Annotated in this window: 20 protein-coding genes; 7 read left to right on the forward strand and 13 right to left on the reverse strand. The window is 32.0% G+C overall.

Annotated elements, in window-relative coordinates; translation table 11 throughout:
- Positions 1-9 precede the first annotated feature (9 nt).
- The 5 genes from OLM54_RS14215 (at position 10) to OLM54_RS14235 (ending at position 4037) form a co-directional block, all read left to right on the forward strand.
- A complete protein-coding gene (locus tag OLM54_RS14215) occupies positions 10-570 on the forward strand; it encodes a nuclear transport factor 2 family protein (RefSeq protein WP_264535244.1) in 561 nt (186 codons plus the stop codon).
- Positions 571-587: 17 nt separating this feature from the next.
- Entirely contained in the window at positions 588-1064 is a 477-nt protein-coding gene (locus OLM54_RS14220; RefSeq protein ID WP_264535245.1) for a nuclear transport factor 2 family protein, read from the forward strand.
- 229 nt (positions 1065-1293) lie between these two features.
- A complete protein-coding gene (locus tag OLM54_RS14225) occupies positions 1294-1866 on the forward strand; it encodes an SLATT domain-containing protein (protein ID WP_264535246.1) in 573 nt (190 codons plus the stop codon).
- A 27-nt stretch (positions 1867-1893) separates the two neighbouring features.
- Positions 1894-3342 carry a serine hydrolase gene (locus OLM54_RS14230; RefSeq protein ID WP_264535247.1) on the forward strand — a complete coding sequence of 483 codons (1449 nt, stop codon included), beginning with the start codon at positions 1894-1896 and terminating at the stop codon, positions 3340-3342.
- 251 nt (positions 3343-3593) lie between these two features.
- Complete coding sequence (locus OLM54_RS14235; RefSeq protein ID WP_264535248.1) at positions 3594-4037, forward strand: hypothetical protein; 444 nt, start codon at positions 3594-3596, stop codon at positions 4035-4037.
- A 199-nt stretch (positions 4038-4236) separates the two neighbouring features.
- Here OLM54_RS14235 and OLM54_RS14240 read toward each other — a convergent pair whose 3' ends face one another.
- A complete protein-coding gene (locus OLM54_RS14240) occupies positions 4237-5922 on the reverse strand; it encodes an RDD family protein (RefSeq protein WP_264535249.1) in 1686 nt (561 codons plus the stop codon).
- A gap of 65 nt (positions 5923-5987) precedes the next feature.
- Complete coding sequence (locus OLM54_RS14245; RefSeq protein WP_264535250.1) at positions 5988-8375, reverse strand: penicillin acylase family protein; 2388 nt, start codon at positions 8373-8375, stop codon at positions 5988-5990.
- A 116-nt stretch (positions 8376-8491) separates the two neighbouring features.
- Here OLM54_RS14245 and OLM54_RS14250 point away from each other — a divergent pair, with 116 nt between their 5' ends.
- The gene (locus OLM54_RS14250; RefSeq protein ID WP_264535251.1) at positions 8492-10048 is read left to right on the forward strand and encodes a hypothetical protein; all 1557 of its coding nucleotides are present in this window, start codon (positions 8492-8494) and stop codon (positions 10046-10048) included.
- A gap of 216 nt (positions 10049-10264) precedes the next feature.
- Positions 10265-12076 carry a hypothetical protein gene (locus OLM54_RS14255; RefSeq protein ID WP_264535252.1) on the forward strand — a complete coding sequence of 604 codons (1812 nt, stop codon included), beginning with the start codon at positions 10265-10267 and terminating at the stop codon, positions 12074-12076.
- Between the two features lie 59 nt (positions 12077-12135).
- On the opposite strand, the gene OLM54_RS14260 is transcribed toward OLM54_RS14255, so the two are convergent.
- From OLM54_RS14260 to OLM54_RS14310, 11 genes are all read right to left on the reverse strand, one after another.
- Positions 12136-12564: a YMGG-like glycine zipper-containing protein gene (locus tag OLM54_RS14260; protein ID WP_264535253.1), complete on the reverse strand. Its 429-nt coding sequence runs from the start codon at positions 12562-12564 to the stop codon at positions 12136-12138.
- A gap of 407 nt (positions 12565-12971) precedes the next feature.
- A complete protein-coding gene (kynU, locus tag OLM54_RS14265) occupies positions 12972-14246 on the reverse strand; it encodes a kynureninase (RefSeq protein ID WP_264535254.1) in 1275 nt (424 codons plus the stop codon).
- Between the two features lie 195 nt (positions 14247-14441).
- Positions 14442-15491 (reverse strand): tRNA preQ1(34) S-adenosylmethionine ribosyltransferase-isomerase QueA, encoded by a 1050-nt coding sequence (gene queA, locus OLM54_RS14270; protein WP_115847990.1) that lies wholly within the window; start codon positions 15489-15491, stop codon positions 14442-14444.
- 379 nt (positions 15492-15870) lie between these two features.
- The gene (locus OLM54_RS14275) at positions 15871-17100 is read right to left on the reverse strand and encodes a 3-phosphoshikimate 1-carboxyvinyltransferase (RefSeq protein ID WP_264535255.1); all 1230 of its coding nucleotides are present in this window, start codon (positions 17098-17100) and stop codon (positions 15871-15873) included.
- 133 nt (positions 17101-17233) lie between these two features.
- On the reverse strand, positions 17234-17560 hold the full coding sequence (locus tag OLM54_RS14280) for a nucleotide pyrophosphohydrolase (RefSeq protein ID WP_012022600.1): 327 nt from the start codon (positions 17558-17560) through the stop codon (positions 17234-17236).
- Positions 17561-17562: 2 nt separating this feature from the next.
- On the reverse strand, positions 17563-19533 hold the full coding sequence (locus OLM54_RS14285) for a DUF3857 domain-containing protein (RefSeq protein ID WP_264535256.1): 1971 nt from the start codon (positions 19531-19533) through the stop codon (positions 17563-17565).
- 1 nt (position 19534) lies between these two features.
- A complete protein-coding gene (locus OLM54_RS14290; RefSeq protein WP_264535257.1) occupies positions 19535-21553 on the reverse strand; it encodes a DUF3857 domain-containing protein in 2019 nt (672 codons plus the stop codon).
- 10 nt (positions 21554-21563) lie between these two features.
- Positions 21564-23471, reverse strand: coding sequence for a DUF3857 domain-containing protein (locus OLM54_RS14295; protein ID WP_264535258.1), 1908 nt, complete (start codon positions 23469-23471; stop codon positions 21564-21566).
- Between the two features lie 63 nt (positions 23472-23534).
- Positions 23535-23987: a D-aminoacyl-tRNA deacylase gene (dtd, locus tag OLM54_RS14300; protein WP_264535259.1), complete on the reverse strand. Its 453-nt coding sequence runs from the start codon at positions 23985-23987 to the stop codon at positions 23535-23537.
- Positions 23988-24075: 88 nt separating this feature from the next.
- Positions 24076-25059, reverse strand: a complete 984-nt coding sequence (gene rsgA / locus OLM54_RS14305; RefSeq protein WP_264535260.1) for a ribosome small subunit-dependent GTPase A — start codon at positions 25057-25059, stop codon at positions 24076-24078.
- Positions 25060-25328: 269 nt separating this feature from the next.
- Entirely contained in the window at positions 25329-26411 is a 1083-nt protein-coding gene (locus OLM54_RS14310) for a bifunctional 3-deoxy-7-phosphoheptulonate synthase/chorismate mutase type II (protein ID WP_264535261.1), read from the reverse strand.
- Positions 26412-26422: the final 11 nt, after the last annotated feature.

The following is a 26422-nucleotide window of genomic DNA, read 5'->3' on the forward strand; positions in this document are numbered from 1 at the left end:
AATTATAAAATGAAAATCAATCCATCTTTTTCCCGATTAAAAACAATTTTAATTGCGATATTACTTTTACAATTCCATTTTGGATTTTCTCAAGAGAAAAAAAACTCAGAACTATACAAAACTATAATGTCAAAAGACAGCCTTCTCTTTAACGTTGGCTTTAATACTTGCGACATTTCACAGTTTGAAAACCTGTTTAGTGACGATCTTGAATTTTACCACGACAAAGTCGGCGCTTCGGACAAGGCTTTATTTCTAAAAAATTTTAGAAAAGGTTTGTGTGGTTCAACAGGAACTTATCAATCCAGAAGATATTTAGTACCAAACACGACAGAAGTTTATCCATTATACGATAAAGGCGTTCTGTACGGTGCGATGCAAATGGGCATTCATCAATTTTATGAAAAATCAGCTGGTAAAAATGAATCTCTGGCAAACGCAAAAGAAAATTTTGCCAGCACGGCGAGATTTACACATGTCTGGATATTAACAAGTGGAGTTTGGAAATTGAGAAGATGTTTTAGCTATGATCATCAAACTGCAAAAAATTCTGAAACCGAAACAAAATAATAATATAAAAAGAAGCTATGATGCGTATGATAAACACATTAGCCTTTTTTATATTGTTTTTAAACAGAGAAGCAAAGGCTCAAACGAATACTGAAGTTTCAAAAATCGATCTTCTAAAAACCGAAATCAACAAAATGGACAGTTTGCTTTTTGATGTGGCATTTAATCAATGTGATGCCGGTCTTTTCAAAAAACTAATTGCTGATGACATTGAGTTTTACGACGATCGTTTCGGATTAAGTACTTCAAAAGGAAACGAAATAAAATCTTTAATAGAAAAATGTGCAAGTTCAGATAAACTTACACGCAAATTAACTTCCTGCACAATTGATAAACTGGGAGATTTTGGCGCTGTACAATTGGGAGAACATACCTTTCTCGTCAACGATATTCCCGTTGGAACAGGAAAATTTATTCATATTTGGGAGCAAAAAGATGAAAATTGGCAACTAAAAAGAATCGTTAGTTATGAACACAGACCTATTGAAAAATAGGTCTTTTTTTATAATTAAAATAAAAAAAAGGTCTGATCTTGAAACCTAATCAAAAATTAATCGTCTAAACCATATAGAACATTATAAAACTAAATTTCAATTATTTTTTATATAAAATTAACTAATGCTCTAAATATTAATATCATATTTAACTATATTAGCTCCATAAATAACAATATTATACTTATAAATTTATTTAAAAATAAGCTTAACAATTAACCTTTTATTTATGGCAGATGATAATTTAATCAATGAAGAATCAAGTAAAGAAACTAATAAAGACGTTATTACTGCAAAAATCAATTCAGTAAAAAAATCTATCGAATCTCAAATAAAATCACTGACAATAAAAGCAAGAATAAACAAATATGGTGCTGTGGCTGTGCAATCCTGCATTATTGTTTGTTCGGTTATCACTCCTATTTTAATTGGCTGGACACCAAAAGACGATATGCTAAATAATTATGCCTTAATATGCAGTGCCGTTACAGCAGGAGGAACTATGATTTATAACTTTTTTAGTTATAGAGATTTATGGGTTGAATATAAAATTTCAAGAAATGAGTTTATAACATTATTAGCAGAACTCGAATACCTGCAATCGTCAGGTCCTGAAAATATAGATGAAAAAAAAGTTGATGCGCTTTTTCAAAAATACATTCAAATTCGTAATGAAATAGGAAAAAATTATCGCAGAATTCGATCTGATAAAGATATTCCAAACCCTAATCCTAAATCTGATACTGCAATTGATTCATCAACAAAACAATCAATTGATCCATCAACAAAACAATCCAATTAAATCATTAATCATAATCAATCAAATACCATGAAAAAATCAATCAAACTCATCTCATTTTTTGTAATCCTTCATCTGTTTACATTAAGCACATTATTTGCACAGGACAAAGGCAAACAAATTGATCAATTACTGAGCAAATACAATGAATACGATCAATTTAACGGATCTGCGTTAGTGGCAGAAAACGGAAAAGTTATTCTGAAAAAAGGATATGGTTCTGCTAATATGGAATGGAATATTCCAAATCAGCCTGATACCAAATTCAGATTAGGTTCTATCACGAAACAATTTACGGCGCTTTTAATTGTGAAACTTGCCGAAGAAGGAAAAATAAAACTGGACGTTCCTATTACAACTTATTTGCCGGATTATCCGAAAGAAACAGGTGACAAAATCACGATTCATAATTTATTAACGCATACTTCAGGAATTCCGAATTATACAAGCGTACCTAATTTCCTAAAAGAAAAAGCCCGAAATCCATATTCTCCAGCAGATTTTGTAAAAACATTTTCGAATTTGCCTCTTGAATTTAAACCTGGTGAAAAATTCGTTTATAGCAATTCAGGTTATTTTTTATTAGGATATATTATTGAAAAAATTACCGGTAAAACGTATGAAGAGAATTTACAGGAAACTATTTTTACACCTTTAAAAATGGTTAATTCCGGTTATGATCACAGCGATGTCATTATAAAAAACAGAGCTGCAGGTTATGAAAGACAAGGCAAAAAGATCGTGAATGCTTCTTATCTTGACATGAGTATTCCGTATGCTGCAGGATCTTTATATTCAACTGCAGAAGATTTATATCTTTGGGATCAGGCACTTTACACGAGTAAATTACTTTCAGAAAAATCAATGGAATCTTTGTTCAAATCTTATATAACGCTTGGAGATGAAAGTTATGGATATGGATGGTTCCTTAGAGAAATAACTATCGGAACTAAAAAAGTAAAAATTGTTGAACATGGCGGCGGAATAAATGGTTTTAATACCAATATATCACGCATTCCATCAGACAAAATCCTGATCGTTTTATTGAATAATACCGGCAGAGCTGTTTTAGGTGAAATGACTGAAAATATTAGAAATATTTTATACAATCAGTCCATTAATGAGCCGAAAAGATCGATGGCGCTTGAATTGTTAGACGTATTCTCAGAGAAAGGTGTTAAAAGTGGAATAGAAACCTATGCTAAATTGAAGAAAGATCCAACTTATGGTATTAAAGAAGGCGACATGAATAATGCCGGATATCAATTATTGCAAACCGGAAAAAAGAAAGAAGCAATCGAAATGTTCAAAATTAATGTAGAGGCTTTTCCTAAAGTCGGAAATGTTTATGACAGTTTGGGAGAAGCTTATTTAGCCGATGGAGACAAAACTTTGGCAATTGCTAATTATAAAAAATCAATCGAACTGGATCCTTCAAATGAAAGCGGAAAAAAAGCTCTGGCAGAAATTTTGAAATAATATAATAATCAAAAACGGCGCATAAATTATCAACAAACAACAAAAAACGATATTCGTAACCGTAATCTTACTTAGTCCGATACTGCTTATTTCTAAAATTTGCAGTATCGGATTTTTTATTTAAAAGTCATTTTTTCAATTGAATATTTACAACAAAAAAGCTATTTTAGCCAAGCCCAAAAAATAATATTAAAATCCTAAATCAACCTGATTTACAGCTTAAAAAGCTGTATTAATTTAGAAATAAACCTATGAAAAAAAATTACTTTTTGTTTATCGTATTATTGATGTTTGTTCCTTTTGTATGTATTTCTCAAACTTCGGCTGTAAATGCGCCAATGCCAACGCAGCAAAATACTATTATTGTCAATAAAATTATCGACGTTACCAACTACAAAACGTACTTTGTTGATTATTGTTTGACTAAAATAAATGAAACGGCTTTTAAAGAGAATTGGAACGAGCAAAAAACAGTGAAAATTACAGAAACTATTAATTTTAAAAACTTTAGAGACGCTGTTTATAATATGTTTGCGTTTTATGACGAAGTTGAACTTGAAACGCTTTTAAAAACATATCAAAAAGATACCGTTTACCAAACCACAAACGTAATGACAACCAATAAGGTATTGCTTAACAATCTGGATATTTATGCTAAAGATGTTGTTACTGGGAAATATTTGATTTCGAAATAGGTTTTCTGGAGGTACAAAGGTTCTGAGGTGCAAAGGTACAAAGGTTTTGAAACCTGAAACCTGAAACTTGAAACCTGAAACCTGAAACCTGAAACTTGAAACTTGAAACTTGAAACTTGAAACTTGAAACTTGAAACTAATATTAAAAAAGACCTTTGTAAAACTTACGTTTTATAAAGGTCTTTTTTAATCTACATTTTTATTTTATTAATCTCACTTTAGGCGATTTTGGATTTTCTGTGCTGGAGATTTCATAAATAAACTTTTTATTTAAGCTGTCATTAATTGTAACTCTAAGCTTGTATCCTGAAATATCTTTTCCTTCGCCACGAAGAAAAACGGAGCCGTATTCAGCAAATCTCTTAGGAAGCATATTTAAATTCCAATTTATATTTTTATCATTTGATGCTACTGAAATTACCTCTGCCGGAATCCCTTTATTTTCCAGATATAATGACACTCCATTTGCATCAAAATTAGAATCTGAAATTTGCAGATTAGGCGAATGCAGCGCCAAAACATATTCAATATATTTACCTTTTAACTCCGGAATTGCAGCTATTCCTTCAAAGTTTATTTTATCACTTTCATTATAATCAGAAGATTGTTTAAAATCACTTAAAACCATTTTTTGCAAATCAGCCCTCTTGATTTTTACTTTCTTTAAAGTATCTTTTGATGTTTCGTAACCTTTCTCAACATTAAAACGCTGGTAACTTTCATTTTCCAAATTTAAAACTGAAAATTCAATAGTACTATTTGATACATTTTCTACTTTTAAAAATTTCGTTCTCGAACTGTAATCATCATTTTTTAATTGTAAAACTGTATTGGTATCAATTGTTTTTAAACCTTCTGTTATATTAGCGTTTTTTCCTTCAAAAGTTTTAATTGCACCTTCATAATACATGTCTTTTTCCTTTTTAACTTCCCACAAATGCATTCCATATAAAAAGACTGCTAATAATGGAATTATTAAAAAATAGTAACTTCCTTGAAGTCCGGTCTTTTTTTCTTTATAAACTTCTGTAAAAGAAAAAGAATCATGCCAGTCTGCTTTTAATAAAAACGAAACCGAATCAAAAGGAATACTTCTGGATAAAGTTCTTTTAAAAATAGTTCCCGCAGGGACTTTCAAACCTTCATCATTAACAACAAGGCTTTCTGTTAGAAATTTAGCCGGCGAAGCCTGAAAAAGAGTTTCGAAAGTAAAATAAAACAGCGTTCTAAAAACAACCACAAAAAGCGTAAAAATCAATTGAGGATTAAGCTGTGTTTGAAGTGTTTCAAAAAAACCATTAAACAATTCTGTTCGAATCAGGACATACAATATTTGAAATCCAAGTATTCCGAAAATGATCGTATCAAAAACAAAATGAAACAAACGCTGCCAGTTATTCGTTTTAAAATAAGCGATTTCTGTTGATTCTGTATAGACAAAAGTTTCATAATCTAAAGCTTTTGATTTATTCAGATATTCCATGCTTTTGTATAAAAAATAAGCGACAAAAAACATTAATGCCAATGATACAAAGCTTAAAGCGTAATCTTTTAAAGCGAACGACTTTATATGAGCAGAAATAAAATAAAGACGCAACGGCACAAAAACACAAATCTCTACAAATAAAGTGGAGAAAGCAAAACGTAAAATTCGGGTTTCTTTTTCTTTAGACTTATAAAAAGCAATGGCTCCAATAAATAATGTAACGCTAAAAATTACTCTTAGATAATTTCCGTTAATCCAAAAAATTTCCTGACCCGTAAATATATTATAACTAAAAAAGTCTAATACATTAAAAAGAATAGAGTTGTAATCTCTATAGAATCCTAATATGATTCCGATAATTGAAATAAATAATGCAAAAAGGGTAATTTTCTTATACATAAAAAAGGTTTAGATTTCAAAAATAGCAAAATTATTTTAACATTATTTTAAAAAAATAATTACTATTAAATCTTAGGTTTGAAAACCAATTTTTTCGAAGTTTTCACAATCTCTTCTTTATTCAATTTCATTTTTCTGAACTTTCCTGCAACAAACATTTCTGCCTGATCATCATAATGTTCGCTGAAAGGATTTCCGGATTGTCCGGTTGGTAAAATGCTCCAGCTGTTTTCAACATCCGAAAAATCAACAATCCTTCTGGTTGAAGGTCCGCCTTTTACATAATATTTCCCTTCTTCGTTAAATCCAAAAAACTGATTGTTTATCACTTCGTTCGATCCGGGATCTGCAAACGGACCAACATTAAATAATTTACGTAAAGCAGCAACTTTTCCCATTGGATGTTCGTGTTCAACCGTATGTACTTTTCCCCAATTCCAGTCAGGAACATTGTTTCCTAATTGTTTTTTAAGCGCTGTAATAGCTTCATGAAATGATTTTGAAACAATTTCATTTCGGGTTTCTTTTACATTTTTAGTTTTTACATTATCCCACCAAACCGAATTTTCATTTGCAATTTGTCTCGCAATAACTTGTTTTCCTAAACTAAGTCCCAGAAATAAATTAAAATTATCAGAACCCATTTCATCTTCAAACGTATTTTTCAAGTACAAATAAACCCACTTGTTGTAAATTGTTGGCGCAATATCTTCAAGATTATTAGTTCCTTTCCAGGATTTTAAAATTCCTATCGCCTGTTTTTCTTCTATCGAAAGAGAATTAGTATTTACATTAGAAATTAAATTTTGAGCAACTCCCGGCGAAACTTCAGATGTATTATCAAAAATCATTTTACTAATTTCTTCCTTATCCCAATTTGATTTTGCATCCATCAAACCGGAGATTCTTTTAGCACGATCTTCGGGCAAATAATAACCCGGATATAAGTAACCATCGATTGCTTCAGGCTGATTATTTGCAGAATAAACATAACCCCATTTCGGGTTTTCTGCCGACGGATTTTTAGAAAAATCCAGATATTCCTTAATATCATCTTTTCCGCTTGCGCCATCTAAAATAAAAAACGAATTCACTCCTTTATCATGTTTATAAAGCTTTCCGGTTGCCCACCAACCCACATTTCCTTTGGCATCGCCATACATTACATTTAATCCCGGCGCGGCAACTAACTGAACTGCTTTTTTAAAATCATCTTTACTTTTAGCGTGAGAAAGCCCGTAAACAGCATCCAGAATTTGTATCGGCTGCTGCGTATAAATCCACGACATTGCAATAGGATTTTTGCGATCCAATCGTTCCAGCAAATCATTCATGATTGGTCCGTGTCGGCTTGATTTTATCGTTAAAACAACATCCGAAGTATCTTTTACTTTTATTGTTTTTTTTCTCGATTCATATTTGACAAAACCTGTTGGCGTTTGATATTGACTTGAATCTCCTGCTTTATTTTTTTCCTGATAAAAATCGATGTCATCATTTTCAAACATTGTTAAACCATACGCATAATCGCGATTGTGCGCTAATAACGGAAACGGCGTTCCAGCAAGATAACAGCCATATAATTCATGTTCAGGCGTAACCAAATGCGCTTCATACCAAGTCGCAGGCTGCGAAAACCCAATATGCGGATCATTGGCAAAAATTACTTTTCCGCTTTTTGTTTTATCTGGTCCTGCAACCCAGCTATTACTGCCTACAAACGGCGGTATTGGAGATTTGTCCAGTAACGCTGCCACTGATTTTGCAATTGTTGTATATTCTTGAATATCTTCTTTGGAACTTTTGATTTTTGTGGTATTGAATTCTCCTTCAATTCCTAAATCTTTCAAATATTCGACACCATATTTATTTCGAATATCGGTTAATAAGGGATCTGTTTTTTGAGCCATTGCAAAACTGAAAGACATGTATCCGAAAATATTATAGACATCTTTTATCGTAAATTTTTCCTTTTTTACGCCAACCAAAGTAAACTCGATTGGGGTTACGCCTTCATCTAAATATTGATTAATTCCGTCTAAATACGCCATCGTTAATTGATAACTCTGACTGTTTTTATCTAATTTCGCAATGGCTTTCGCCGAAGCTTCTTCAATACCGATTCCGGAGAAAAACATATCATTTTTTAATGCTACAGAACCAAAAATTTCTGATAATTTTCCGGGTGCAATTCTGCGAAGCAATTCCATTTGCCACAATCTTTCCTGCGCGTGCACATATCCTAAAGCGGTCATGGCATCTTTTTCAGAACTTGCATAAATATGAGGAACACCAAAATCATCAAAATAAACAGTGGTTTCTTTCTGGAGATTTTTAAGCTGGACCTCGCCTTCGTATTTAGGTTTTAGATGAAAAATATAACCGCATAAACCAATTCCGAGAATCACAATCAACACTAATAAAACCAGCAGAATTTTTTTAATTTTTCTCATATTCAAAAAGATAAAAACAATAAATGATTTAGTAAAAATGTAACTTAAAGATTAAATCATATAAGAAACACGAATTTTAAAAGCCTAAATTTATGTATTTAAAACCAATACAATAAATGTCAATCTACAAAAAAATAGCAATCGGTGTAATTTCAGTCTTTCTTTTTGTCATTTTTATCAATATTGGTCTCAATTATTGGATAAAAAAACAATTGCCAAAAATTATTCACGAAAAAAACAAAACGGCTTATCATATAAATTATGAAAAAATCGAAGTGTCGCTTTTTTCCAGAAATATCTATGCTACAACTTTATTAGTGCATCCAAAAAGCCAGCCGAAAGATGGCAAAAACGGGCTTTATTCTAAAATAGAATCTATTACAATTACACATTTTAATATTTGGGATTTAGCTTTTCGCGATATTATTCAGGCTGAAAGTATTATCATTAATAAACCACGCGTTATTCTTTATAAAAAAAATGAAAAACTTTTGAATAGCAGTAAAAGTATTCAAACTGAAATTATTGATCCTTTCCGAAAAATAATTGCCGTTTCAAATATTTATCTCAATGACGGAAATGTAGACGTTGTTTCGTTAAAAACAGAAAAGCCAATTTTTAATGTTAAAAATATTATCCTGAAATTGGAAGGTATTTTAATTACCGACGCGACTTTAAAAGAAAAAATTCCGATGCATTATGAAAAATATGTATTGACTTGTGATAGTTTGTTTTACAGACCAAACGCTTTTTACCATATTAATATCGGAAAAATAAGTACTGAAAACAGCTTTTTAAGAATCAGGAATTTTTCATACTTACCACAATACAGCCGTCGTGAATTTGTTCGACAACTTGAAAAAGAGAAAGATATTTATTCGCTAAAATTAGATTCTGCAGACATTAACAAAATGGACTGGGGTTTTAAAAATGATCGTTTTTTCTTTAAGGCAAATTCAATTATAATGAATCATTTTGATGCCAATATTTATCGCGGAAAAATGCCAAAAGACGATTTAAGCAAAAAATATCTTTACAATCATTTATTACGAAATATTAAATTTCCACTTCAAATTGATACGCTGCAGGTTTTAAAATCAAAACTGGTTTACGAAGAAGAAATTGATTTCTCTAAAGGTCCGGGAGTTTTAAATTTTGATCATTTTAATTTGCAGGCAACTAATCTGCGAAGTGGTTTTGGGTTAAAAAAGAACGCTGACGTAAAAATTAAAATTAACTGCATTTTCATGAAAACATCGCCTTTAGATGTCAATTGGAATTTTAATGTTTTAGATAAAAACGATAGTTTTCATATTCAGGGCGTTATTTCAAATTTTGATGTTAGGGCGATGGGGCAATTTAGCAAACCTTATATGAACGCATCTTTTACAGGAGTTTTTAATAAATACCGTTTTAATTTCTACGGAAATGATAATATTTCAAAAGGAAACACTTCTTTAGATTATGACGATTTAAAAGTAAAATTATACAAAAAGAAACATCCTGAAAAAGAGGCCAAATTAAAATCAGCAATTGTCAATTTACTCGTCAAAAACGATTCAAAAGACAAAGCAAAAACCGCCGATGTTGAAATAGAAAGAATTCAGGAAAAATCATTCTACAACTTTTTATGGCGAAGCATTGCAGAATCTTTGAAGAAGATTTTGATTTGATTTTTTTTGCGCCATTTTTTTTGCCACGAATGGCACGAATCAGCACGAATTGAAAATTTTAAAATCCTCCATAAAAAATCTTTTTAATTCTTTTAATCTGTGGCAAAAACAACTCGCAAAAATTTGTGTAATTCGTGGCAAACCTAAACCTGATAATTATCAGCTTTATCCAGATTATTTTTCTTCACATTTGTTTTTATTTTAATTTGAAAACAAATGACAAAAAGGCCTTTACACACTTTTCATATTCCGGTAATGGGACTCGCTTATACGATCGACAGTCCAATTAAAGTGGCACAATATGGTATTTCATCTGTAATTTCAATAGCTGATGATGAATTAATTGAAAAGATGCGTAATTTTTACAGCACCAAATTCAATTTTCCATATGAAGAAATAACGCAGAAATTTTATGATTATCGTGCCGAAAGAATTACTTCTTACCTAAATTTAGTTGATAAAATCGTAAAACAAAAGTTTGAAAATTTTAAAACGGAACTCGCTGAAAGCAAAACTGCTTTAGAAAATTTCATCGCAACATTACCAAATACTTCTGACATTAAGAATGGTTTTCAAAACTTATTGGATGACGGAATTTCATTCAGGGAAAACATCAGAAATTATATCGAAGCCAATCTTTTTCCCGGAGAAATTGATGTTAATATTATGACAAAACTGGACAAAGATAATTTCATTAAAAATGAACAGCTTCCTATTGAGTTTAATGATGCACACGCAGCGCTAAGAGGTTTTGCCAAAAGTAATCTTGAATCTTCGGTCGTACTTTCGGCAGGAATGAATCCGAGACTTTACAGCTATTTTGAGAATTTTGCCGACTTTTTTCCAAATGAGAAAAACGAGCTTAAAAAGAAAATTACTCTAAAAGTAAGTGATTTTCGATCGGCAATGATTCAGGGAAATTTTTTAGCCAAAAAAGGAATATGGGTTTCTGAATATCGTATAGAATCTGGTTTAAATTGTGGCGGACATGCATTTGCCACTGACGGACTTTTATTGGGAACTATTCTGGAAGAATTTAAACAGAAAAAAGAACAATTAATTCAGTCTGCCCATGAATTGATGGTGAAAGCACTACAGCAAAAAAAACTGCATTTTCCGGAAAAACCTTTAGAATTAAAAATTACAGTTCAGGGCGGCGTAGGAACATCAGAAGAACATGAGTTTTTATTAGAGCAATATCAGGTAGATTCTGTTGGCTGGGGTTCTCCTTTTTTACTGGTTCCCGAGGCAACATCTGTAGATCAGACAACACGAAATTTATTGATAAATGCAAAAGAAAAAGATTTGTATTTAAGTCATATTTCGCCTTTAGGAGTTCCTTTTAATACTGTGAGAGGAACAACAAACGAAATTTTAAAACAAAAACGAATTCAGGAAAACAAAGCAGGAAGTTCGTGCCCGAAAAAATTCCTGGCGTTAAGCAAAGAATATGATCCACATGGAATTTGTACTGCTTCAAAAAAATATCAGGACATTAAACTGGACGAATTAGAAAACATGAAAAATGAGTTTACTTCTGACCTTTTTGAAAAAGCGAAAATTAAAATAACCGAAAAATCTTGTTTATGCGTTGGTTTGGCAAATGCCTCCTATTTAGAGAATAATATTAAAATACAAGGACAAGCGCAAGGTGTTGTTATTTGTCCCGGACCTAATATGGCGTATTTTGACCAAGAAGTTTCATTGAATGATATGATGCACCACATTTACGGAAATAAGTCTGTTTTAAGAGCTAATAATCGTCCAAACTTATTTGTAAAAGAATTAAAGATGTATATCGATTATTTCAGAAACGAGATCGAAGCTATTTCCGGTGAAGTAACCGCCAATCAACTTAAAAAATGGAATAGTTTTAAAACGAATCTTTTTGAAGGAATTGACTATTATCAGCATTTATTGGCATCTTCTTTCTATTTTAAAAAAGATGCAGAAAAAATCAAATATCAGTTTGATTTTTATAAACTGGAGTTAGAAGCAATAAAAATTCCAATTCCCCAATTGGTATAAACCAAAAACCCCGATTTAGAAATCTAAATCGGGGTTTTATTTTTATTACTGTTTTTAATCTATTCCTTTTTATTTTTGCTATCTATAACAGCACCTGTTCCAGTTCCTAAAGCGGCACCGGCCAAACCACCAATAATAGCACCTTCACCTTTTTTCTTACTCACAATTGCTCCTGTTGCAGCACCAACTCCGGCTCCAATTACGGCACCTTTAGCAGTAGCGCTCCAGCCTTTCTTTTTTGTTGTAGTTGTTGTAGTTGCAGTTCCATTAGCCTGCTGATGAACTACTACTACTTTTTGGGATTCTACTTTTTGCTGTTCTTTTATGTTAGCCATTTCAGTTTTCATTGAATCCATTACTTTTTGTTTTTCAATTTCAACTTTCATGGAATCTATACTTGCCTGTTTTGCTTTTTTCATATCCTGATTCGATTGATTCTGACAAGAAACAATGATTAAAGCTGCTAATACTATATATATAGTTTTCATGATTGTAGTTTTATGGTTTATACACTACAAAGTAAAGAAGATACTATTTGTTGATGTTACAAGATTTAAGTTAAAGGTTATAGAATTTGAAGAATCTTTATTGTGGCACCTATTGTTGCACGCTGATGAAGCGGATTGCTAAAGCAAAACGCGGATTAAAACGGATTTTTTTCTTTACTGAGTTATTTATTAAAAGCTTTCACGCAGATTTAAAAAGATTTAAGCAGATTATTTTAGGGATTTCACTGTAGAAAAAAAGAGACTTGTGAGTCTCTTTTTTGATATTTTTATAAAAGATATTGTTTATTTAGCCACCGATTAAAGGATTAAAACAATTAAATAATCTGCTTAAATCTTTTTAAATCTGCGTGAAACAAAAACTCTTCACCACTAATTTGCTTTAAACCCTAACCTAAAATTCCTTTTTTTAGAATTTGACCAAAATCATACATATCTTCATAAGAACAATATAACGGAACTGGTGCAAGACGAATTACGTTAGGTTCACGCCAATCTGTAATAACTCCGTTTTTCATTAAAAAGTCGAATAAACTTCTTCCTTCCCCATGTAAAAAAACAGATAATTGAGAAGCTCTTTCTTCAGGATTTGAAGGTGTGATAATTTCAAAATTACCTTTTACTTCTTTATCAATTTCATGTAAAATAAATTCTAAATACGATGTGATATGATCTCTTTTTGCGATCAAAGCATCCATTCCAACCTCAGCAAACATTTCTACAGAAGCTAAATAAGGCGCCAAAGAAAGAACCGGTAAATTACTAATTTGCCATCCTCCTGCTCCATGTACCGGATCAAAAGTTGGTTCCATTTTAAAACGACGTTCTTTATTATGTCCCCACCAACCGGCAAATCTTGGTAAATCAGGATCGTTATGATGTTTTTCGTGCACAAAACAGCCAGAAGCATTTCCCGGACCTGAGTTCATATACTTGTAACTGCACCATGCAGCAAAATCCACATTCCAATCATGCAATTCCAGTTTGATATTTCCGGCAGCGTGCGCCAAATCCCAACCTACTTTTGCACCTGCTTTATGTCCGGCAGCGGTGATTGTTTTAATATCAAAAACTTGTCCGGTATAATAGTTTACGCCGCCAATTAAAACCAAAGCCAATTCATCACCAACTTCTTCAATTTTAGCCAACACATCTTCAAGACGAATATTATGTTCGCCATCGCGACGTTTAATTTCTACAATAGCATCTTCTGGTTTATAGCCATGAAAATTAACCTGACTCTGAAACATATATTGATCTGAAGGAAAGGCTTTTTCTTCGCAGATAATTTTATAACGTTTGCCTTTTGGCTGATAAAAAGAAACCATCAACAAATGAAGATTCACCGTTAAAGTATTCATCACTGTAACTTCTGATGGCAAAGCGCCAACAATTTTACTTAGTGGTTCTGCAAATCTTTCCTGATAATCCCACCACGGTTTCCCAGCATAGAAATGACCTTCAACAGCTAATTCTGCCCAATCATTCATAACTTCATCAATGTATGCTTTGGTACGTTTTGGCTGTAATCCTAAAGAGTTTCCTGTAAAATAAATAACGCGTTTGTCATTTACTTTAGGAAATATAAATTGATCCTGATAATGGTTTAATGTGTCTTGCGAATCAAGCGCTCGCGCAAATTCGCGTGTATTTTGAAAAGTCATTGCGTTTTGTTTTGAGCCGTAAAAATAGGAAAATGTTCTGGAATGTTGTTTGTTTTGTTTCAGGTTTCAAGTTTCAGGTTTCAGGTTTTCTCAACATTGTGCAACTTGAAACCTGAAACAAAAAAAACTTGAAACCATTTTAAATAAAAAAACCCGTCATCACTGACAGGTTTTTATATTTATTTGTTTTGCGAATTATAGAATCAACATTGCATCTCCGTAAGAATAGAATTTATATCCTTCTTTGATTGCTTCTTCGTATGCTCTTTTCATTAAATCATGTCCACAGAAAGCAGAAATCATCATTAATAATGTTGATTTTGGCGTGTGGAAATTGGTAATCATACAGTTTGCAATACTAAAATCGTGTGGAGGAAAAATGAATTTATTTGTCCATCCTTCATAAGGATTTAAAGTATTTTGAGACGAAACTGAACTTTCAATAGCACGCATTGAAGTTGTTCCAACAGCGCAAATACGTTTTTTGTTTGCTTTTGCAGCATTTACAATATCGCAGGCTTCTTGTTTGATAATCAATTCTTCAGAATCCATTTTGTGTTTAGATAAATCTTCAACCTCAACCGGATTAAAAGTTCCTAAACCAACGTGAAGTGTTACTTCTGCAAAATTTACTCCTTTGATTTCTAATTTTTTCAAAAGGTGTTTTGAGAAGTGCAAACCAGCAGTTGGTGCCGCTACAGCTCCTTCTTCTTTTGCATAAATGGTTTGGTATCTTTCTGCATCTTCAGCAGTTACTTCTCTGTTGATGTATTTAGGAATTGGAGTTTCTCCAAGTTCTGTTAATTTATTTCTGAATTCTTCGTAAGAACCGTCATATAAAAAACGTAAAGTTCTACCACGAGAAGTAGTATTATCAATTACCTCAGCAACTAACGAATCGTCGTCGCCAAAATAAAGTTTGTTACCAATTCTGATTTTACGAGCCGGATCAACCAAAACGTCCCAAAGACGTTGCTCTGAATTTAATTCTCTTAATAAGAAAACTTCAATTCTTGCTCCTGTTTTTTCTTTGTTTCCGTACAAACGTGCCGGAAAAACTTTTGTATTGTTAAGAATCAAAACGTCTCCGTCATCAAAATAATTGATAACATCTTTGAACATTTTGTGCTCTATAGTTTGTTTTTGACGATCGATTACCATTAAACGAGATTCATCTCTGTTTTCTGCTGGAAATTCTGCTAAAAGTTCTTTTGGTAAATTAAATTGAAAATGTGATAATTTCATATTGACATTGCTGATTTTAGAGTGTAGATTTTAGATTTTTTATCTAAAATTATAAATCGTGTGCAAATATACGATTGTGAGATAGGCGTTGTCAAGTGTTTTGATGTTTATTTTCAAAAGTCGTTGATTTAGTGGTGTTTCCAGTTGGTGTTTTTAACCATTTAAGTGATATAAGTTCATTTAATTTTGGATTTCTTAATTTCAAAAACGAAAAAGGGCAATTATTTAAACCCGACAGGTTTTAAAAACCTGTCGGGTTTGTTGCGGGAATCTAACAAAAAAACCTCCAGTTAAAACTGGAGGCTATACATTTTTTACCAGGAATTCACGAATTTAAATTCTAAATAATAATTCGTGAATTTGTGGCGATTATTTTTTATTACAATTCTGAAACTTCAAAATTCAATGCTTTTAAATCATTCCAGAAATCAGGATATGATTTTGAAACTACTTCGGCATCTTCAATAATAATTGGAACTTTAAGAGCTAAGGGAGCAAATGCCATTGCCATTCGATGATCATTATAAGTCGCAATTTTTACGTTATGATTGATATTTTGCGAAGGCAGTAAAGTCAAGGAATCATTTGTAACAGAAATATTGGCTCCAAGTTTTGTAAGTTCAATTCGAAGCGCTTCAAGTCGGTCTGTTTCTTTAATTTTTAAAGTATGAAGTCCTGTTAAATGACATCCAATTCCAAGACCTAAACAAGTAACAACTATTGTTTGTGCAATATCCGGCGTATTGTTTAATTCAAAATTTACATCTTCAAACTTAAAATTTTCTTGTTTTACCAAAGTCATTTTGTTGTTTTCGAAAGTAGTCTGAACGCCTATTTTTTCATAAAGTGAAACCAGTTCTGAATCACCTTGCAAACTGTCTTTTTTATAACTGCTTAACGTCAGTGAAGCTGAATTTGCCAAAGCTACTAAACTAAAAAAGTAAGATGCCGAACTCCAATCAGATTCTACAACCATTTCTTTTGATGCAACTTCGGTTTTTGGATATACTTTGATTACGTTTCCTTCAAAACTGGTTTGAATATCTAAATCGTTCAGCAAAGCCAAAGTCATTTTAATGTACGGAATTGAAGTGATTTCTCCTTCTAAAGTTAATTCTAAACCATTATCTAATTTTGAAGCCACTAATAAAAGTGCCGAAATATACTGACTGCTCACATTTGCAGCCAAAGTTACTTTTGAAGCTGTAACTTTTTTTCCTTTGATTCGAATTGGCGGATAACCTTCTTCTTTTTCATAAGAGATTTCAACACCCAATTGCCCTAAAGCTTCTACTAAAATTTTTATCGGACGTTCCTGCATTCTGCCCGAACCTGTCATTACAACTTCTCGCCCTTCATTTACAGCAAAGTAAGCTGTTAAAAAACGCATTGCAGTTCCTGCATGATGAATATCTACAATTTCTTCATTTCCAATCAATGCTTTTTGCATTACTTCACTATCATCAGAATTTGAGGTATTAGCAAGTGTAATATTGGGAAATAATGCTTTAAGTAATAATAAACGATTGGTTTCGCTTTTTGATCCGGTTATATTTAACTGAGAATTATCAATGGTGAATGGTGAATTCGTGCTTAATTTTAAATTCATTTTGTTTATTGTAAGTGGTGAATTTGAATTATGATTGATTAGAAACGTAATTCAGGCATGCAATTTACCACTCCCCATTCATAATTCAAAATTCAAAACTCATAATTCAAAGTTTATAACTGATATTTCACAATTATTTCAATTTATCATTGTTTTTATGACGATCCTTGTCTCTTACCGATTTTAAATCCATTTTTTTATCGAAAGCAGCCTGTAAATCTATTCCGGTTTGATTTGCAAGACACAGCACTACAAAAACAACATCGGCAAGTTCTTCGCCTAAATCTTTATTTTTATCACTTTCTTTTTCTGATTGTTCGCCATAACGTCGCGCAATAATTCGGGCAACTTCACCTACTTCTTCAGTAAGTTGTGCCATATTGGTTAACTCGTTAAAATAGCGAACCCCATGTTCTTTTATCCAGGTATCAACGTCAAGTTGTGCATTTTTTAAATCCATGATTATATTTTTTTAAGAACAATTTTTTCATTTTGACTAACAATAATTTTCTGAAAAAATTCTTTCAGCATATCATAGTCTGATGCTGCAAAAATAGCTCTGTTTATTTCTTTTGTCACCTGAATTTGTATTTTATTTTCTTCTGCAGCCATATTCATCATATAAGCAGCATCTTTATTTTCTGTCATAATACGCAATGGTTTTGGCAAAGATTCAACTTCATAACCATCCGGAACTTCTAAAAAAATATTGTAAGTGTATTGATGCGGATATCCAAAATAAATTGGCATTTGCCTTTGTTCCTGAACAAATGGATTTCGGTTATCTGCAAAGAACAATAATGGTTTTAAAAATATTTTTCCATCTATAACATCATAAGGATTATTGAGCATAAAATTGAACTTTTCAACAACCGGCTGTGATAAATCGTCGCTTTTATTTTCAATTGTATAATCATTGATCTCGATTTTACTCAAATCATTTTCTAATTTTTCAAGATAGGAGTCTTCGCTTTTATCTGCATTTTCTTCTCTAAAACTAAATGCCGAATAATCTGCCCTTCTTATTCTTAATGATCCATCTATTTTTCTGAGATTTGGATTTATAGTTGCCATCAAAGTATAATTGTCTTTTGACGCAATTGCAGGAATCAGCTCAATTTCTTCTGAATCACCATCTTCTTTTATAAGTCTGCCTTTCCAGTTTAAAAGGTTTAATGGTAAAACATTTGGTGTTGTAAATTTATTTGTGGCGTCTAATAAAATTTTCTTTCCGTCAATTTCGGCAGCCGCAATAACACAATTAAAAACGGTTCTGTTTGGAAACACCGGAGTCCCATTTTCAATTGTACTTACTAAAATCGGGCTTACTTCAATTCCGGCACTTTTTAACATTGAAATCAGTATAAAATTTATCTCAGCAACATTTCCTGTTCTTGCCTCGTATGCTTTTTTAACTCCTTTATCTACATAATATCCTCTTTCCTTATTCCAGTTCATTTTATTTTGAACAAACTTAAAAATGGCATTCAATCGTTCTTTTGGATTACTTATATCTTGCAATAAAGCTTTTAAATCAACTGAAAAATAATCGTTAAGTTTAAGCTGATCTCCAAAATTTTCATTTTTATAGATCGTTTTGGTAACGCCTTCCCAGGTTTTTGTGAGATCTACAACGGGTTCATCAGGAAATCTCTTTCTCTCAAGTTCATTTTGTATTGCTCCTTTGTAATTATCTATATTGTCTACAAATTTCTCGTTCTTTAGTGCCGGAATATTTTGAGCAGTGTACAAACTATTTATTTGTTTGTAACCGCTTGCGTATAATTGCCCGCTTGCAACGACATCCAGTTTTGATTCAATTTTATGGTCACCAATCAGTAATGTTTTATAAATAAAGAATTCTGGTATTTCAGTTTTATATTCAAAGAAATTTACCGGAATATCATATTGAAAATCAAAATCCGGAAGCCGAACAAGATTTTCTGACTTTAAAATATACTTAAATTCTATAATCGAACCTACTTTTACATTTGGCAGCGTAATGGTTGCCTGATTCCAATATTTATTTATTTTGTTTTTGAAACTGCCTTCGCTATTTAATTTTGTTTTTACAATTGCGCCATTTTCAAGGTTGTACGTTACGGCATTTGAAAAATTGACAGTGTCATCTTTCAAATTTTCATATCCAACATAATAAGAAACAATATGATTTGCCCAGCTTAACCCTTCGGTTTTATAAATTTTTATTTTAAATTCATAAACATGCTGAGCTGTAAAACCGATACCGGAATTATAAGTAAAATAAGTTTTCCCTTTTTTAAACAAAATTGCGGCCGGAGCGCTGGTATCTTTTGCGTTTACTTTTTCCTGTAATTCCTCAATTGTTACTTTGTTTAATTCATAATTTTGAGCTTTAATCTTTGAAATGCCAAAAAGCAGAAAAATAACCAACACTACACTCTCAAACCTCATATTATATTCTTTTTAAAACTATTTTTTCGGTTTGTTTTGCAATCATTGCTTTATAATATTCTTTTAGCATTTCATATTTTTCAGAAGAAACAATTGCATCATTAATTTGATGTGCAACTACTAATTGTAAAACATTTCCGCTTACTGCAATATTATATTTAAAAGCCCCTAAATTATCTTCCATTGTCATTACTGCAGGTGCAGGCAATGTTTCAACGGCGAATCCTTCAGGAATTTGAATGGTAATATTATACTTGTCTGCAAAAGGAAAACCAAAATCTACCGGATATTCTCTAACTTCCTGTTTAAATGGATTTTTATCTTCGGTAAAAAACAGCATTGGATTTATATAAATTTTCCCCCCAATAAGCTCACATAAATTTGTTCCTGCAAAAGAGTATGTTTCTATGACAGGTAGTAAAAGATCTTTTTCATTTGTTTTAGAATACTCACTTATTTCGATTTTATTATTTCGATTTTCCAGTTTTTCAAGATATTCTTCTTCTTTTAGACCACTAATATTATCTCTGGTAATCATTGCATTATAGTCTGTATATTGCCTTCTTGTTTTTCCTGTAATCTTTCCTTCAGAATCTATGCTGTAATTCATAAAAATATTATCACCTGAAACTTTTTTCGGCATCAAATCAACTTCTTCAGATGTTCCGTCTTTTCTAATTAAACGTCCATTCCAGTTTAATGCTCGTAACGGTAAAGTATTTGGAGTTGAAAATTTATCAGTTGCATCAAGTAATATATTTCCGTTTGGAGTTTCTACTGCCGCAATTACATAATTAAAGGCAGTTCTATTAGGAAATAAAGGAATTCCGTTCGAACGTGTACTTACTAAAACCGGGTTTGCTGTTAATCCGGCATAACGCAACATTGCAGTAAGCATCAGGTTTATTTCGGCACAATTACCAACTTTTTCCTGATATGCTTTTTTCACACCTTTATCACAAGTATAACTTTGATATTCATCCCATTTTACTTTTGATTTAACATAATTCAAAATAGCAAAGATTTTTTCGTCAGAAGTATTTGCTCCGGCTAAAACAGCTTTTACATCCTCTTCAAAATAACCTGTTTTATTTAGTTCTGCCCCAAAATCATCATAGTTGTAAATTGTTTTTACAACAGAGCTCCAATCTGAAGAATACGCTTCTATTGGCTTGTTTGGCCACTTAATAACAGATAACTCATAAGATAAAGCTGATCTGTAATTATCAATATTATTTACAAAAGATTCTTCTTTTATCGCTGGTAAATTATCAATTACATACGTTGTTTTGTCTTCAAAATATTCTATTTTATCTTGAGAAAAAGAAGTTGCTCCACCAACACCTCTAGCGTCTGGTCTCTCCTTGCTCGTAAGAATAACCGCGGCTGTTTTTCTATCTGAAGTAACTTTTGGAAAAACATATCCTTTCTGCATTACATTATAAACATAATACTCTGGTATATAAGTTGTGAATTCTGAATGATTTACAGGAATATCATATTGAAATTTCCAATCACGCATCCATGAAACATAAGGGGCTTTAACCGTATATTTAAATTCAATTACCGAGCCTTCAGATATATTTGGCATTGTAATTTTTTTTCTTCCTAGAAACTTATTTACAAGCTCATCGAATATACCATCGCTTTTCAATTTTGTCTTTTCAATTTTTCCATTTACTAAATTAAAAGTATTTGCATCTGATATTTGAACATTTTCTTTTGAGCCACCTGAAATAGAATAACCTATTGTTTGGTTTGCATAATTGTAACCCTCTTTTTTATATATTTTTATACGGGTCTCAACTTCAGTCGTTAAAACAAATCCATCATTCTGATTATATTCCACTTTCGAATTGCCTTTTTTATACAGAATAGCCGCAACAGCTGATGTATCTTTTGAATGTCTTTTCTCTTTTAGTTCGTCGATAGACACTTTTCCTAATTTAAATTCCTGTGCTGTAATTTTCGAAACAAAAAATAAAAAAGCAAAAAGGGTAAAAAATTTAATAAATTTCATTGGTTTCCGGTTAGTTCTTGGTTAATATAATTTTAGCATTATCATTTCTTGATACTTGTTCTATAAAAAGGCGATATTCATCATATTCTTTATTCGAATATTTTCCTTTATTTAAAAACATTGAGCGTTTGTAAACGAGTTTGTTATTTTCTTTTTTAATGATTTCTGTTTTGTATTCTCCAAATTTCCCTTTCAATTCATAATTTGAAGGCAGAAATTCGATCGTAAAACCTGCCGGTAAATTGATTTCGATTTCATCAGAATCTAAATATCCACGCTGAATCTGAAATGGATTTTTTCTGTTTCTGATGCGTTTCACATTTCCTAAATTTTGATTGAAAGCATCAACCGGAAATATCAATTTGTTTGTTGAAATACTTCCATAATTTGAGGCACTCACCTGTATATTTTCGGTAAAACGAACATTTTCCTTATCGTTTAAAAAAGTAATCTTATCCAGTTTTAGATTATTGATACTTCCCCAATATTCTTTATAATGTTTTTCTTTCTCTGTAGGCTGAAAATGTTCTATTCTTGATTTTGAACTGTATTGTGAACCTTCTGAAACGATCGAAAGTGAACCCGAAAAATTTCCATTTTCGTCTATCGTATAACTTCCTTTATCGATTTGCGTATTACTTTTATCATCATAAATTTTAGTTCGTACAATTTCTCCGCCTTCCGGTTTAATCACCAAAACATCTCTGTCATCAGTAAAAGTTCCCTGATAACCAAAAGGATCATCCTGACTTGTGCATTCAAGCCATGTATAATGATTGCCGTTTGGAATTGATAAAATCATATGATTTCCCTGCATCGAAACAAAGTCAGATTCGATATTCGTTTTATAACTGTCTCCGTATAAAACCGTATTGTATGACGGAACATCAACCGCTTGCAAAAGTGCTTTTGTGTAATTTGTTAATGCTTTACAATCGCCATAACCCAATCGATCAACATCTGTTGCCAACATTGGTTTCCAGCCGCCAATTCCAACCTGAATACTCACATATCTTGATTTTTTCTGAACGAAGTCATAAACCAATTTTGCTTTCTTTATCGGATCCTTTTCATCGCCAACAACGGCTTTTATTTTTGCTTTTGTTTCTTCGGGCAAATCTGTTGTTCCGGATAATATTTTTTCAGAATACCACTTTCCAAAATCCACCCAATTGGTAGCAGTTCCATCAACACCTTCTAAGTGAAAATGCTCTAAACCCATCATTACTTTAGGAAATAAATCTCTGTATGACGGACTGTAATCTTCTTGTTTTTGAGCTAAAATATTGTTGGCCGTATACGAAAGCTGTGTATTAGTCTCCGTTACTTTTTTGACATTAAAATCTGAGAATTGAAATTCTTTCTTTTTAAAACCCAGATCTGCGGGATAAATAACGTTTAAAGAAGATTTCTCAATACTTGTATTAAAACTCCTTAAAGGCATCCATCTTGGAATAAAAGCTGTTGATGACGTTTGAACTTCACTATTAAATTCCACAGTAAAAGGATATGAAACAGGCGTGTAATCCAGAAAAAGATATCGGTTGTCAGAAAATAACGTTCCGCCACTAACAACACTTTGATCTTTAAAATCTTTTCTCTTTATTTTTTTGATTTCTTTTCCCGAAGCATCATAGATTATTGCTTCTATATTTTTAACCGAACTTGATTTATCGTAAAACTCATAAGCATCGATATCATCAAAACCTTTTTCATTAAAGACTGTTACAATACGATGACTTTTAGTATTCATCAGTCGCTGCGACAAAATAGTAATATCGGTTTGATCTAAACGAACTACCGTATTAGCATTTTGTTTAAGACTATCAGAAACTGTGAATACAGGATATTCGCTCTTTTGAGCAGAAGAAATAAGTGTAAAAAATAAAAAAAGTAACGTGAAAACGGGGTTTTTCATCAATCAGGAATTTCGCCAAATATATATTATTTTTAGAAATTCTTAACATTTGTTTATGAATTTTTACTCCTTGTTTTTACTGTCCATCACAATTGTAACGGGTCCGTCATTTAATAAGCTGACTTTCATATCAGCACCAAAAATTCCGGTTTGTATTTTCTTATTGAATTCCTTTTCTAAAGACTGAACAAAATTCTCGTACATCGGAATCGCAAATTCTGGTTTTGAAGCTTTTATATAAGATGGACGATTTCCTTTTTTTGTTGAAGCATGAAGTGTAAACTGACTTACAACAATTATTTCGCCATCAATATCCTGAACTGAGCAATTCATGACGTCATTTTCATCTCCAAAGATTCTCATTTTAATGATTTTCCCAACCAGCCAATCAATATCTTCCTTTGTATCTAAGTCTTCAATTCCAACTAAAACCAATAAACCTTTTTGAATATCGGCTGTTTTATTTCCATCAACAGTTACTGAAGCCGAAGAAACTCTTTGAAGAACAATTTTCATATTTAATGGTTGATTTATTATTTAGAGGAAATTACAATTGTTAAAAGCTTTGATTAGACCTTCACAATTAACCATTTACAATTCACAATTATTTCTGGTTTCTGGTTTCATCGCTAATTTTACGATCTTCATCGTATGTATCTGTACGATAATTTTCTTCATCTCCTTCAAGAATTTTCAAGTAACTATTGTAACGTGACCAGGCGATCTCGTCTTTTTCTAAAGCTGCTTTTATAGCACAATGCGGTTCTTCTTTATGTAAACAATTGTTAAACTTGCATTGGTCTTTTAGTCTGAAAAACTCAGGAAAATATCCGCTGATTTCTGACGGCTCCATATCTACAATTCCGAAACCTTTAATTCCCGGAGTATCAATAATTTTGGCATTAAAAGACAAATCATACATTTCTGCAAAAGTTGTTGTGTGCTGACCTTGTTTACTGGCTTCAGAAATTGTTTTGGTTTTAAGATGCAAAGAAGGTTCCATGGCGTTTACCAAAGTCGATTTTCCAACACCCGAATGTCCGGAGAACATACTTACTTTTCCAATCATCATTTCTTTTAATTCATCAATCCCTTTCATTTCAGTTGAAGAAACACGCAGGCATTTGTAACCAATTTGCTGATATACATATTGCATATACAATTGATCATCAAGTGTAGCTTCATCAAAAGTATCTATTTTATTAAAAACCAAAATTGTTTCGATATTGTAAGCTTCGGCAGTTACCAAAAAACGATCTATAAAGTTGAATGTAGTTGGTGGATTATTAATCGTAATCAACAAAAATACACGATCAATATTCGATGCAATGATATGCATTTGATGCGATAAATTAACCGATTTACGAACGATGTAATTCTTTCTTTCGTGAATATTAAAAATCGTTCCCGTTACAGCATCAGAAGTTTCTTCGAGTTCATAATCGACAATATCGCCTACAGCAATAGGATTTGTACTTTTTATACCTTTCATCCTAAACTTCCCTTTCATACGGCATTCAATAAAATCGCCTTTTTCCGATTTTACGGTGTACCAACTTCCTGTAGATTTATATACGAGTCCTGTCATTCAAATTTTAGATTTTAGATTTTAGATTTCTGAATAAGTCGAATCTTAAATCTTTGCAAAGATAAATGAATAATTTTAACCGTATAAGTTATATAAGGGAATATAAACAAGCTCGAATCTTTGATTCTGTTTAAAATAACAAAATCTCCAGGTTTCGCTTGAAACATGGAGATTTACTGGAAAATTATAATAAGTGATATAATAAAAATTAACTCATTATAAAAAAAAGACTTAAATTAACTTATATCACTTATAGTATTTAAAAAATATTATGCATTGAATATTTTTTCCTGGTGACCAATACTTTCCTGGTGAATTGCTTTGAACATTCTCAAAACAAACTCCTCAGTAAGACCTTTTTTCTCACCTTCCAAAATCATTTTTCCTAAAATTTCATTCCAACGATTGTTTTGAAGAATCGCTACGTTTGCATCTTTTTTCACCTGACCAATTTCGTCAGCTACTTTCATACGTTTTCCTAATAACTCTAATAAGTTAGCATCAAGAACGTCGATATTAGCTCTAAGTTTTTTCATTTTTTGGCTGTACTCATCTGTAGTATCATCAGTTTTTCTGATTGTCAAATCTTTAATGATTTGTTTCAAAGCGTCTGGAGTAACTTGTTGAGCAGCATCAGACCAAGCGTTGTCCGGATCGTAGTGCGTTTCGATAATCATACCATCGTAGTTCAAATCTAAAGCCTCTTGAGTTACTTCAAAAATCATTTTACGATCTCCTGTAATGTGAGATGGATCGATGATTAATGGTAAATCAGGGAATTTATTTTGCAATTCGATAGCAATTTGCCATTCCGGAATGTTTCTGTATTTTGTTTTTTCGTACGTAGAGAAACCTCTGTGAATAACTCCTAACTTCTCGATTCCAGCCATGTGTAAACGCTCAACACCACCTAACCATAAAGCTAAATCAGGGTTTACAGGGTTTTTAACCAAAACGATTTTATCAGTTCCTTTTAATGTATCAGCAATTTCCTGAACAGCAAAAGGGTTTGCAGTTGTACGAGCACCAACCCATAAAACGTCAATATCATGTTCTAAAGCCAGTTTACAGTGAGCTGCAGTCGCAACTTCAGTTCCCATTAATAAACCAGTTTCTTTCTTAGCTTTTTGCAACCATTTTAAACCAATTTCTCCAACACCTTCAAATCCTCCCGGACGCGTTCTTGGTTTCCATATTCCTGCTCTGAATACACTAACTTTTGAATCTTTCAATTCATGAGCAATTTTCAATACCTGATCTTCCGTTTCTGCACTACATGGTCCAGCTATCACAAGTGGGTGATTTAAATTGAAATCTTCTAACCACTTTCTCATTTCTTTCTTATTTTCCATCTTAATTTTAA

Source organism: Flavobacterium sp. N1736 (genome assembly GCF_025947065.1).
Classification (GTDB): domain Bacteria; phylum Bacteroidota; class Bacteroidia; order Flavobacteriales; family Flavobacteriaceae; genus Flavobacterium.